This window comes from Sphaerisporangium sp. NBC_01403 (assembly GCF_045040145.1).
Classification (GTDB): Bacteria; Actinomycetota; Actinomycetes; order Streptosporangiales; family Streptosporangiaceae; genus Sphaerisporangium; species Sphaerisporangium viridialbum.
The window spans coordinates 4,264,746-4,277,216 of the sequence record NZ_CP109534.1; the positions used below are offsets into that span (position 1 = coordinate 4,264,746).

A 12,471-nucleotide genomic window follows, 5' to 3' on the forward strand; every position below is an offset into this window, starting at 1 on the left:
GTCACGCGGCAGCGGGCTCGGCCTCGGAGAAGCTCATCGCCGGGGGCCTGCGCGTGAACATGCGGGTCAGGCCGAGGAGGTAGACAAAGCCGACGGCCATCCAGATGAGCCCCACGGTGAACGTCACGCCCGACAGGCTGGTCCACAGCCAGACCGTCAGGCCGAAGCCCACCAGCGGCAGCGCCCCGTACAGCAGCAGGTCGCCCGCCGACCGCCTGCGCCCGTCCACCAGGTAGTGCTTGACCACGGTCAGGTTCACCATCGAGAAGGCGATCAGCGCGCCGAAGTTGATCATCACCACCGCGTTGCCGAGGCTGATGAACAGCGCGACGAGCGAGACCGCCGACACCGCGGCGACGGCGAAGACGGGCGTCTTGAACCGCGAGCTCAGCGCGCCGAACACGCGCCTGGGCAGCACGCCGTCGCGCCCCATCGAGTACAGGATGCGCGAGACGCTCGCCTGGGTGGTCATCGCCGAGCCGAAGGCGCCGATCACGTAGATCGCCACGAAGATGGTCTGGAACGCGGCGCCGCCCAGCGCCGCCATGATGTCCACGCCCGCGGTGTCGGGGTTGGCGAAGTCGTCGTAGCCGGGGTGCACCAGGCCACCCATCCAGGCGACGAGGATGAACAGCAGGCCCCCGATGAGCGTGGTCAGCACGATCGCCCGCGGGATGGTGCGGCGCGGGTCCTTCGCCTCCTCCGACAGGGTGGAGACCGCGTCGAACCCGAGGAAGCTCAGCGCCAGGATCGCCGCGCCCGCGAACACGCCCGTACCGGGGGTGAACGCGGCGAACGGCGAGGGAGAGGGGTGGCCCGCCAGGTGCTTCAGCGCCAGCGCGACGAAGACGACGATCAGCACCACGGAGACCCCGACGACCAGGGCGTTCACCCGGCTCATCACGGTGATGCCGAGGATGTTCAGCGCGAACACCAGCAGCAGGGCGGCAAGGGTGAAGACCCACTGGGGCACGCCGGGAAACTGGCTGTTCAGGTAGATCCCGATGAGCAGGAAGTTGATCATCGGCAGGAACAGGTAGTCGAGCATCAGCGTCCAGCCGGTCATGAAGCCGACATGCCGCCCGAAGGTCTGCTGGGTGTAGGTGTAGGCCGATCCGGCGGTGGGGAACGCCTTGGCCATCCGTCCGTAGCTGAACGCCGTGAACAGCATGACCACCAGTGCGACCACGTAGGCCGCCGGGAGGTGCCCTCCGGTGACCTGCGCGACGGCGCCGTAGGTGGTGAAGACGGCCACGGGGGCGAGGTAGGTCAGCCCGAACAACGTCAGTCCCGGTACTCCGAGGACCCGCTTCAGTCCTGGGCCGGGGGCGGACTCGCTCATATGTCATGACTCCTGTCGGGAGGGGGGAAGGTTCTCGTTCCGGCCATCCACGTCCCGAGGACGGCCGAGCGGCGTGCGATGTCGTGGGGGTCCATGGCGCGGATGTCGCCATCCAGCCAGACCAGGTCGGCGGCCATCCCGGGCGCGAGGACACCGCGCTCCCGCTCGGCGAAGGCCTGGTAGGCCACCGCCGCCGTGTACGCGGACAGGGCGGCGTCCAGCGTGATGCGTTCCCCGGGCAGCCAGCCGCCGGCCGGTTCGCGCTCGGCGTTCTCGCGCGTCACCGCGACCGGCAGCCCGGACAGGGGGCGGTGGTCGGTCACCGGCCAGTCGCTCCCGAAGGCCACGCGGACCCCGGCGGCGAGCAGCGAGCCGATGAGGTACTGCCGCCCGGCGCGCTCGGGCCCGATACGGGGAATGGTCAGCTCGGTCATGGCCGCGTCGGTGCGCGCCCACAGCGGCTGGAGGTTCGCGACCACGCCGAGCTCGGCGAAGCGCGGCAGGTCCCGTTCCTGGAGCACCTGCACGTGGGCGATGACCGGCCGCCGGTCGCGGGGGCCGTTGACCCTGGTGACGTGCTCGACGGCGTCCAGCGCGGTGCGCACCCCGGCGTCGCCGATGGCGTGCAGGTGCGCCTGCAGCCCCATCGCGTCCACGGCCGCGAAGGCCGCGAGCAGCTCCTCGTACGGCCAGATCGGCATGCCGCGCGTGCACGGATCGTCGCTGTAGGGGGCGAGCAGCGACGCCGTGCGGTTCTCCAGGATGCCGTCCACGAAGAACTTCACCGTGTTGGCCGTCAGCCGGTCGTCGCCCAGCGCCCGCACCGCCTCCCTGTCGGCGGCGAACTCGGTGAGCTGGTCGCGCCAGCGAGCGGGATCGGCGCGCAGGCCGAGGTTCACCCGCGTGGCGAGCAGGCCGCGCCTGGCCGCCTCCAGGTATCCCTCGACGGAACGGTGCTCCACCCAGGCGTCCTGGATCCAGGTGACCCCGGCCTGTGCGTAGGCCTCGGTGGCGAGGCGCAGCGCCCGTACGAGGTCCTCGGTGGTGCGGGCGGGGGCGGCGCCGAGCACCGCGTCCACCGCGTCCCACTCGAACATCATCCCGAGCGGCTCGCCGTCCGCGCGGCGGGCGAAGGTGCCGCGCGGCGGGTCGGGGGTCGCGGCGTCCACGCCCGCGCGCCTCATGGCCTCGGTGTTGCACCACACCGTGTGGTAGTCCCAGGCACGCAGGACGACGGGCCTGTCGGGTACGGCCGCGTCCAGCCAGCGTGCGTCGAACATGCCGCCGGGCGCCAGGGTCGCGTCGTAGCTCGCCCCGATGATCCAGTCCGCCTCGGGATGCTCGGCGGCGTACCGGCGGACCTCCTCGACGATCTCCTCCACGCTGCCACAGCCCCTGATCAGCGGGCCCGCCGCCTCGAACCCCGCGTGGTCGGGATGGCAGTGCCCGTCGCCGAAGGCCGGCATCAGGAGGCCGCCCCGGAGATCGACGATCTCGTCGGCGGGGGTTGCCAGGGCCTGCGCCCCGATGGCCTCGATCCGGCCGTCCCGCGTGGTGAGGGCGGCGGCGGTGGTGCCGGTGCCGGTCCAGACGGTGCCGTTGCGGAAGAGCGTGCGTGTCATCGGCGTCCAAAAAGAATGTCGTTCGTTTTGTGCGGAAGGATAAGTTGTCCAGAGGCAAAGCGGAAGAGGTGGGGAAGCAAAGTGAAGAGGCGCGTGGGCCGGCCCGCCGCGCCGGTGCTGAGCAGGGAGGTCATCGCACGCGCCGCACTCGGGCTCATCGACGACGCCGGGGCCGAGGGGTTCTCCCTCTCCGCGCTGGCCCAGCGGCTCGGCGTCCGGCCTTCCTCGCTCTACAACCACGTCGCCGGCAGGGACGACATCCTGGCGGCGGTCCGCGAGCTCGTCTCCGACTCGATCGACGCCTCGATGTTCGCCGAGCTGCCGTGGGACGAGGCCATGACGCTGTGGGCCCACGGCTATCGTGCGGCCTTCGCCGCCCACCCGCCCGCCATCTCGCTGCTGGCGACGCTGCCGGTCTTCGGCGCGCTGCGGACGCTGCGCATGTACGAGCAGGTCGTGACCGGGCTGGAGCGTGGCGGCTGGCCGCGCGAGACGGTCATCCCGGTCATGGTCGCGGTCGAGTCGTTCATCCTCGGGTCCGCCCTCGACGTGGTCGCCCCGCCCGACATGTTCGACTCGGGCCCGCTCGCGGCGGAGGTGCCCGCCTTCGCGGCGACCGTACGGGCCCGCGACACCACCGCCGCCTCACTCGGGCGCCCACCCGCCGACCTCTCCTTCGAGGTCGGCCTGCGAGCGATGATCGAGGGCTTACGTCACACCCTGAGCGCCCTGGCGGGATGACGGCCCTCCGGCCGCACGTGCGGCGCCTTGATCGCTACCCGATGCTCGGTTCGGGGAGAACGGGGGCCTCGTACCGGCCGGCCGCCAGCTCGTCGGGCGTGATCACTTCGTCGGCGGGCGGAGGCGTGATGACGATCCTGGCGCCCCAGCCGGTCAGGCGGGCGTCCACGACGTACACCTTGGAGTTGTCGCTCTTGTAGTACGGCTCCCTCCACGTGCCCCAGACCCTGCGCACCAGCCGGTCCTCACCGAGCGATCCATCGCTTCATCCGGGGACATCCCCCCGCTCCGCCCCCCACACGGCGAAGGGGCTACAGCGTGCTGTTCGCACTCGAGATCTCGCCCCAGTCGCAGCACGCGGGCGGCCCGGTGTCGGTCGCCTGGCGTAGCTTGAGGAGGATGAAGCGGTTGAAGTGCTCGTTTTCCCTGAAAGGGGATGAAAGTGCCCGCTCTTCCCCCGGCGCGCGTCAGCCTGCTCACCGTCAGCGCGATCAAGGGCCTCGGGGTCGTCCATCCTCGCGAGATCGAGTTGACGCCCACGGGCGCGAGCGGTGACCGCGCCTTCTTCCTGGTGGACGAGAACGACGCGCTCATCTCGGTCACGCGTACCGGGGCGTGGCTCGGGCTCACCGCCGAGTACGACCGGGCAGCCGGAAGGCTCACGGTCGGCTCCCCCGGCGGCACGCTGCTGTCGGAGGAGGTGAAGCCCAGCGAGCCCGTGCTGGCCGACTTCTACGGCTACCGCTCCGCGTCGGGACGGGTTGTCGAGGGGCCGTGGTCGGACTTGTTTTCCACCCTGGCGAACCGGGCGGTCCGACTGGTACTCGCCGACGGGGAGAACGGCGGGGTCGACGTCCGGCCGGCGACGCTGCTGGGTGACGAGTCGGTCGCCGAGCTGGCCCGGCGGGCGGGTGTGGACGTCGACCCCCGGCGGTTCCGGATGCTCATCGGGTTCTCCGGCGGCGCGCCGCACACGGAGGACACGTGGGAGGGCCGCTCGCTGGGCGTCGGCGAGGCGCTGGTGCGCGTCGAGGGACCGGTGAAGCGCTGCGGGACCGTCACACGCAACCCCTCGGGCGGCGCGGCGGACCTCAGGGTGCTGCGACTGATCAAGGATTACCGGGGTCTCGGCGAGAGCGTGTTCGGCCGAGGCGTCAACTTCGGCGTCTACGCGGACGTGATCCGGCCGGGCCGCGTCCGCGTGGGCGACGAGCTGGAACTCGACGCGACCTGACGCCCCGTCACGGCGGTCGGCTCCGATCGCGGCGGGCGATGGATCGAAGGCCGCGAGGCTCATCTATCCATGGATCTGAGGTTTTGGTGTACTTTTGCATTAGATTCCGTCATGTGGACGGAAGTACGCAATGCTTTCTGAGGTAGTGGCGATGATCGACCGTACTCATCTGGCCGGCCTGCTCGACCGCGAGCGCCGCGCGTTCCGTGACCGCAACCCCCGCTCGGCCGCCGCGTACGAGCAGGCACGAGCTCACCTGTTCGGCGGCGTGCCGATGACGTGGATGAACAAGACCGCCGCCGGGTTCCCCCTCTACTTGGCCGAAGCCCGGGGCGCCCGGGTCACCGACGTGGACGGCCACGAGTACGTCGACCTCTGCCTGGGCGACACCGGCGCCATGGCGGGGCACTCGCCGCAGGCCACCGCCGACGCGGTCGCCGAGCGCTTCGCCGTGCGGGGCGGCGCGACCGTGATGATGCCCACCGAGGACGCGTCCTGGGTCGGGGCCGAGCTGGCCCGGCGCTTCGGCGTGCCGTTGTGGAGCTTCTCGCTCACCGCCACCGACGCCAACCGCTGGGCCATCCGCCTGGCGCGGGCGCTGACCGGGCGTCCGAAGATCCTGGTCAACAGCTACTGCTACCACGGCAGCGTGGACGAGGTGCTCCTCGTGGTCGGCCCGGACGGCGAGCAGGTGTCCCGCGAGGGCAACGTCGGCGCCCCCGTCGACCCCACCGTCACCTCCCGGGTCGTGGAGTTCAACGACCTGCCGTCCCTGGAGCGCGAGCTGGCGCACGGCGACGTCGCCGCCGTCCTGATGGAGCCGGCCCTCACCAACATCGGCATCGTCCTGCCCGAGCCCGGCTACCTCGACGGGGTGCGCGAGCTGACCCGGCGGTACGGCACGCTGCTCATCAACGACGAGACGCACACGTTCTCCGCGGGCCCGGGCGGCTGCACTCAGGCATGGGGCCTCGAACCCGACATCGTGACGATCGGCAAGGCCATCGGCGGCGGCATCCCGAGCGGCGGGTACGGCCTGTCCGCCGAGGTGGCGGCGCGCCTTGAGGCGATGAGCGGTCTCGACCTGGTGGACATGGGCGGCGTCGGCGGCACGCTCGCCGGCAACGCGCTCTCGGTCGCGGCCATGCGCGCCACGCTCGAACACGTGCTGACCGACGACGCGTTCACCGGCATGACCGAGCTGGCGACCCGCTTCACCAAGGGCGTCCAGGCGGTCATCGACGAGCACGGGCTGCCCTGGTCGGTCACCCAGCTCGGGGCGCGGGCGGAGTACCGTTTCACCAACCCGGCGCCGCGCGACGGCGGGGAGTCCAACGCCGCGGGCGACCCCGACCTGGACGACTACCTGCACGTCTACCTGGCCAACCGCGGCGTGCTGCTCACCCCGTTCCACAACATGGCGCTGATGTGCCCGGCCACCACCGAGGCCGACGTGGACCGCCACCACGAGGTCTTCGCGGCGGCCGTCGCCGAGCTGGCAGGATGAGCCGAGCGGCCGACGGCCACGGAAGGCACATCGCACCCGGGGGCCTCGGGCGCGAACGGCCGGACGCCGGGCCGGTGAGCCTCGACGAGATCGACCGGATCCTGCTGCACGAGCTGCAGCGGGACGGCCGGATCTCCTACGCCGCGCTGGCCGAGGTCACCGGGCTCTCGGCCCCCGCCGTACGGCAGCGGGTGCAGCGGCTGCGGGACGAGAACGTCGTCCAGATCGTCGGGGTCACCGACCCGATGGCGCTCGGCCTGCCCGTCATGGCGCTGATCGGTGTGCGCGTCGACAGCGACGTGCACACCGTCGCCGACCGCATCAGCGAGCTGCCCGGCGTGATCTACGTCGTGCTCACCTCGGGCGCGTTCGACCTGTTCGTCGAGGTCGTGTGCAAGGAGCCCGCCGAGCTGCTCGCCATCCTCAACGATCACATCAGGCGCGTCCCCGGCGTCACCCGCGCCGAGTCCTTCACCTACTTCGGCATCCACACCCACCGCTTCGCCTGGCCCGGCACCTGAGCCGCCTAATGCACGTAATGCACGAGATTCTCTTGAGGCTTCATGTGCGGGGGTGTGGGCGGGGCTGCTGGCTGGGGTGGCGTCCGATGTAGGTGTAGGTCCAGCGGTCTTTTCCGGTGCGGTGGCGTTGGTAGCGGTCGGGGTGGCGGTAGCGGTCGCGGTTGTGGAACTGGCAGGCCGGTCCGAGGTTGGCGAGGTCGGTCGGCCCGCCATCCGCCCAGCCGTCGGCGTGGTCGATCTGGCACATGGTGGCCGGCAGCGGGCAGCCGTCCACCCAGCAGGTCGCATACCGGGCGATCACCGCCCGCCGCTGCGCGGGAGTGGCCAGGCGTACTTTGCGACCCATGTCCAGCACCTGCCCGTCGGCGTCCATCACGATCCGTACCAGGGCGGACGTACGGGCCATCCGGTGGATGTCACCCACCGGCAGCAACTGCCCGGTGGCCGGCAGCATGGCGGGAAGCCCGCGCTCGGCCCGCTGCCCACACCTTCCGCACACCTCATCAGCCGCCCCGGCAACCCCTGGAGCAGCTCCTTCAGGCTCTGCACACCCACCACGTTCCCCAGACCCGCCACACCCAGCAGATTCCGCGGACCCGACACCTCCAGCACACTCAGCACGTTCCCTTAACCCCTGACCTCCAGCACGCCCAGTACGCCCAGCAGGTTTCGCAGACCCGCCACGTCCAGCGTGCTCAACGGGTTCGACAGATCCGGCACGCCTGGCGGGTTCGGCCGACCCGGCCGACCCGGCCGACCCGGCTGATCCCGGTGGTTTGGTTTCGGTGGGCCGGTTGTCGCTGTCTGCGGGGGCGTTGTGGCCGGTGGATGCGGCGCCGGGGTGATCGTCGGGCAGGGATCCGGCGTTGACCAGCACCAGCAATTCGGTGGTGATCTTCTGATCGAGAAATGCGATGAACGCATCAGCGTTCCGCACCCGCAACGGGCGATCATCACCCTCCGCCCGCGGCCTGGCGTAGGCATCCAAAAGGGTCTTCAACCGGGCACCGGCCTCACGCGGCAACCGGAACTCCCCCTCAACCCCACCACCCGCGCTCGGACGCACCAGCAAAAACCGCGCCGCGTAGTCCGCCTCTGCCTCGCCGGCGGTTCCATCGGGGATGAGCACCTCACGCAGGTAACGACCCGCCTTGGCGACCTCCGCCGGGGACGCCGCCTCAGCCAACCCGACCAAGATCGGCTCGACCGACCCCGCCTGCTCATCGGTCAGATGCGCGGTGGCCGCACAAATCGCCGACACCATCCCCTCGGCCAACGTTCCCGACTCGAACCGGGCTCGCACCACCGGCAACCGCGCCAACCCCACCGCCAACCCCACCAGATGCCCCGCCGCGGGCATGCTCATCCCACACCTCGACCGCAGCCACGTCTTCGTCGATGCATGCCCCAGACTCCTGGCTTCACCCACCGCATGCACCCGGCCAACCCTCGCCGCGATCGCCGAGACCAGCCGATCTCGCGCGAACACCAAATCCTCCACCTCAGCAGCGCAGACCGCCGCCGACTCCGGCACCGGCGCGCCCGCCAACGCCACAGCGGCCTCCCGCACCCGCCCCACCAACACCCACGAGGCCCGACCACCGCCCCGCCCATCCGCCCGGTCACCCGCATCCCGCTGGCCACCGGTACGGGTAGAGCCGCCATCACCACCTTCGGCCCCCGCACCGGCAGCACCACGCCAGGCCCGATCACCCAGGCCCCGATGATCCAAGCCTTGGTGAAGCGAGCTCAGGTCGTCCGGGTCCTGGTCGTCCGCGCTCAGGTCATCCGGGTCCCGGTGGTCCGGGTCGCTCAGCGAGTCGACGTGCTGCGCGGCGGAACCATCGCACGACCAGCGCGAGGAGCGCGCCACCACCTCCGCCCACCACCCAGGGCCAAGCACACCCCCACCCCCCGAGCCCGAGCCCGAGCCCGAGCCCGGGTGCGATCGGCTGAGCCTGGAGAAATCCGCCACCCCGATCACCCCCCATGAATTCGAAAGCCTGTACGAATGTTTTCACACTCCAGAGCCACTCGCAACCCGATTCCCGCCAACGATTAAATACGCGAGATGAGACAAAAATCCACGATCTATACGAAAGAAACAATTGCCCCAATTGGTGGCATCTGGCTGGGTCGCCTCCGGCCGACCAGGGCCATGACCGCACTGAACAAGGCAACCACCCGGCGTCACAACCGCGCACGGCACCGCCCTCCACAGCTTTCGGACACCGCGCCACCTGGACCCCCTCGGCAGCAGATCTACCAGCGAAGACATGGCCTACGGCAGCACCGGTCGCCCGCCGAAATCGCCTGACCCGAACAAGTCGCCGTCCTATGTCCGCCTCGTCACCGGGGAATCGGGAACGGCACCTATTCATGTTCGCGGCCTCGCCGACACCAGGCACGACACTCAACCTGTTCCGGCAGATCCCGCGCCATGAACGCATTCCACGATCTGACAATCGGAGCCCTATGGCAGACCGGATATGCCGCCACAGCCACGACAGCCACCGCACCCTTGCCCCATCTCCGATCGCATTACTGGGTAGACGGTTGCCGGGGCCCTGGCCGAATCCCCGGCATGTTTCGTTGCGGGCGAAAATGGCGAAAGTATTTATCATTCCTGTTTTGCGCACCAATATAGGAATTATGTTCAGAGTGCCCTTGGCTCGAAGGTCATCTCTGGTGAACTCACTAGGGATGACTCACCGATACGGGAGACCGGACTCAGTGAGGTCGCCCGTCCCGAACCAGATAATCCGCCGTGCCAGCAGTCCCGTACGTACGTGCGCTCGCGCCGCCGCCCTGCCCAGTAGGTCGAACGGGCTCAGTAGGGTCGCCGGCCTCAGTGGGCTGTCTCCAGATGCGGTCCCCCGTGTCACCTGCAGGCGCTCGCACCCACTGGCCCTCGGCCCGGCCTCACGTGAGGAACCACGTGCTCTTGCGCGCCGACGCCATTATCCGGGCGGATCGGATCAGGCGGCTTCATCAGCAGATCCGCCCATAACCTGGATCAGTGAACGAGCGCTTCCGCGATCCGCGTGGCACCTGGATGAGCTTCCTGGACGAGGAGATCCTCGTCCGGTGCCCGGACTGCCAGGGCTGCGCCGTGGTGGCCGTCCACCCCAGGTACGACACCCAGACCGCCGAACCGTCGTACCTCGGTGCCTTCGCGCCCCGGCGCCTGGTCTGCTCCGCCTGCTTGCTGGCCCGCGACTGGCCGGGAAAGACGATCATCCGCCACTCCGACGCCCGTGACCCGTACTTCGGCCTCCCCCTGTGGCTCCAGACCCGCTGCGGAGGGAACCTCCTCTGGGCGTACGGCCGGCGCCACCTGGACCTGCTGGAGGACTACGTCACCGCACGGCATCGCGAGCGGGGCGCGCGCCCCGGCTCGATGAGCATGGTGGAACGCCTCCCAACCTGGCTGAAGTCCGCCCGCAACCGAAGCGAGGTACTGAAAGCCATACGCCGGATCAGGCGGGGAACTCCCCCTTCGAGACACCGTCCAGAAGGCAGCCCCACTCGTGCGGAAGCAGGACGCTGGGGCACCTAACCTGACGGCACACACGGAGGGCCGTCTGGTTCCAGCTCACCTTCCGTGAATAGCGTGAGTAGAAGGTGGCGGCCCCCGGCACATCGGAGAATGAACGCGGGGCGCTGGGCTGGTACCGTGGCTGACGGTAGTGGCAGGAACGGAGCATGACATGGCAGGCGACGACGACATCTCCGGGTGATCCCGGATCCCATGGCCATCGGTGACGCGCCCATCGCGTGACCGCCGGTTGGCGATGTCCTCGTACCCTGACCATTTCGCCGGGCGGCCCTCGCCGTGCCGGCCGAACGCGGAAGCGATTCGATGTCCGACGCCCTCATCGTGGTCTCCGACCTGTCCTTTTCCTGGCCCGACGACACCCCGGTGTTCGAGAACCTCTCGTTCACCGTCCCAGCCGGGCACACCGGCCTGGTGGCGCCCAACGGCGCCGGCAAGAGCACGCTGCTCAGGCTGATCGCCGGGGAGCTCCGCCCGTCCGCCGGCTCGGTCCTCACGCAGGGGGTGGCGGGCTACCTGCCCCAGACGTTGCCGCTGGCCGGCGACCTGACCGTGGCCGAGGTCCTGGGGATCGCCCCGGTGATCAGGGCACTGGACGCCATCGAGTCCGGAGACGCGAGCGAGAAGCACTTCACCACCATCGGCAACGACTGGGACATCGAGGAGCGCACCCGTGCCCAGCTCGACCGGCTCGGTCTCGAAGACCTCTCCCTCACCCGGCGTCTGCGCACCCTCAGCGGCGGCCAGGTCGTCTCCCTCGGCCTGGCGGCACAGCTGCTGAAGCGGCCCGACGTGCTGCTGCTCGACGAACCGACCAACAACCTCGACCTCGACGCGCGTCACAAGCTCTACGGCGTGCTCGAGGACTGGAACGGCTGCCTGCTGCTGGTCAGCCACGACCGGGCACTGCTCGACCGCATGGACCGCATCGCCGAGCTCGACCGGGGTGAGGTCCGCTCGTACGGCGGGAACTTCACCGAGTACGAGGAGGCCGTGCGCGCCGCGCGGGAGGTCGCCGAGAAGAACGTCCGCAACGCCGAGCAGGAGGTCAGGCGGGAGAAGCGGGAGATGCAGCAGGCCCGCGAGCGCGCCGCGCGCCGGGCCGGCAACGCCGCCCGCAACCTCAAGGACGCCGGCCTGCCGAAGATCGTCGCCGGAGGGCTGAAGCGGCGCGCCCAGGAGTCGGCGGGGAAGGCGAACGAGACGCACGCGGCGCGGCTCGGCGACGCGAAGGCACGGCTGGACGAGGCGGGCCGCGCCCTGCGCGACGAGCAGAAGATCACGCTGGAACTGCCCGCGACCAACGTCCCGGCCGGGCGCACGGTCTTTCTCGGCGAGCGGATGCAGGTCCGCTACGGCGAGCGGGCCCTGTTCGCCGGGGAGGGCGCCGACCTGGCGATCAGGGGGCCCGAGCGGATCGCTCTGACCGGCCCCAACGGCACCGGCAAGTCCACCCTGCTCCGGGTGGTCAGCGGCGACCTCGAACCCTCGGGCGGCGAGATCAGGCGGGCCGACGGGCGGGTCGCCTACCTGTCCCAGCGGCTCGACCTGCTGGACCTCGACCGCACCGTGGCGGAGAACCTCGCCGCGTCCGCCCCTGGGATGCCGGAGGCGCAGCGAATGCACCTGCTCGCCCGCTTCCTGTTCCGGGGCTCGCGCATCCACCTCCCGGCCGGGGTGCTGTCCGGCGGCGAGCGGCTGCGCGCCACCCTGGCCTGCGTCCTGTACGCCGAGCCGGCACCGCGGCTGCTGCTGCTCGACGAGCCGACCAACAACCTCGACCTGGTCAGCGTCGCCCAACTGGAAGGCGCCCTGCAGTCGTACGAGGGCGCGTTCGTGGTGGTCAGCCACGACGAGCGGTTCCTCGCCGAGATCGGCGTCGACCGCTGGCTGCGGCTGTCGGAGGGACGCCTGCTGGAAACGAGCGCCCCCGGTGCGTGAACTGGCC

Annotated in this window: 10 protein-coding genes; 6 read left to right on the top strand and 4 right to left on the bottom strand. The window is 70.3% G+C overall.

Features of this window, described 5'->3' with window-relative positions:
• Position 1 precedes the first annotated feature (1 nt).
• Positions 2-1,342 carry an APC family permease gene (locus OG589_RS19220; protein ID WP_405150892.1) on the bottom strand — a complete coding sequence of 447 codons (1,341 nt, stop codon included), beginning with the start codon at positions 1,340-1,342 and terminating at the stop codon, positions 2-4.
• On the bottom strand, positions 1,339-2,964 hold the full coding sequence (locus OG589_RS19225; protein WP_405150895.1) for an amidohydrolase: 1,626 nt from the start codon (positions 2,962-2,964) through the stop codon (positions 1,339-1,341). Before OG589_RS19225 ends, OG589_RS19220 begins: the two co-directional genes overlap by 4 nt.
• A gap of 81 nt (positions 2,965-3,045) precedes the next feature.
• Between OG589_RS19225 and OG589_RS19230 the strand changes: the two genes are divergently transcribed.
• Positions 3,046-3,705 (top strand): TetR/AcrR family transcriptional regulator, encoded by a 660-nt coding sequence (locus tag OG589_RS19230; protein ID WP_405150897.1) that lies wholly within the window; start codon positions 3,046-3,048, stop codon positions 3,703-3,705.
• A 34-nt stretch (positions 3,706-3,739) separates the two neighbouring features.
• On the opposite strand, the gene OG589_RS19235 is transcribed toward OG589_RS19230, so the two are convergent.
• Positions 3,740-3,940 carry a hypothetical protein gene (locus tag OG589_RS19235; RefSeq protein ID WP_405150898.1) on the bottom strand — a complete coding sequence of 67 codons (201 nt, stop codon included), beginning with the start codon at positions 3,938-3,940 and terminating at the stop codon, positions 3,740-3,742.
• Positions 3,941-4,147: 207 nt separating this feature from the next.
• Here OG589_RS19235 and OG589_RS19240 point away from each other — a divergent pair, with 207 nt between their 5' ends.
• The 3 genes from OG589_RS19240 (at position 4,148) to OG589_RS19250 (ending at position 6,967) form a co-directional block, all read left to right on the top strand.
• On the top strand, positions 4,148-4,939 hold the full coding sequence (locus OG589_RS19240) for an MOSC domain-containing protein (protein WP_405150900.1): 792 nt from the start codon (positions 4,148-4,150) through the stop codon (positions 4,937-4,939).
• Positions 4,940-5,090: 151 nt separating this feature from the next.
• Positions 5,091-6,446, top strand: coding sequence for a transaminase (locus OG589_RS19245; protein ID WP_405150901.1), 1,356 nt, complete (start codon positions 5,091-5,093; stop codon positions 6,444-6,446).
• On the top strand, positions 6,443-6,967 hold the full coding sequence (locus OG589_RS19250; RefSeq protein WP_405150903.1) for an Lrp/AsnC family transcriptional regulator: 525 nt from the start codon (positions 6,443-6,445) through the stop codon (positions 6,965-6,967). The genes OG589_RS19245 and OG589_RS19250 overlap by 4 nt, the downstream gene beginning before the upstream one ends.
• Before the next feature lie 40 nt (positions 6,968-7,007).
• On the opposite strand, the gene OG589_RS19255 is transcribed toward OG589_RS19250, so the two are convergent.
• Positions 7,008-8,951 carry a DUF222 domain-containing protein gene (locus OG589_RS19255; RefSeq protein WP_405150905.1) on the bottom strand — a complete coding sequence of 648 codons (1,944 nt, stop codon included), beginning with the start codon at positions 8,949-8,951 and terminating at the stop codon, positions 7,008-7,010.
• Positions 8,952-9,986: 1,035 nt separating this feature from the next.
• On the opposite strand from OG589_RS19255, the gene OG589_RS19260 reads away from it, so the two are divergent.
• Both OG589_RS19260 and abc-f read left to right on the top strand, forming a co-directional pair.
• Positions 9,987-10,526: a hypothetical protein gene (locus tag OG589_RS19260; RefSeq protein WP_405150906.1), complete on the top strand. Its 540-nt coding sequence runs from the start codon at positions 9,987-9,989 to the stop codon at positions 10,524-10,526.
• A 303-nt stretch (positions 10,527-10,829) separates the two neighbouring features.
• Positions 10,830-12,464 (top strand): ribosomal protection-like ABC-F family protein, encoded by a 1,635-nt coding sequence (gene abc-f, locus OG589_RS19265; protein ID WP_405150908.1) that lies wholly within the window; start codon positions 10,830-10,832, stop codon positions 12,462-12,464.
• Positions 12,465-12,471: the final 7 nt, after the last annotated feature.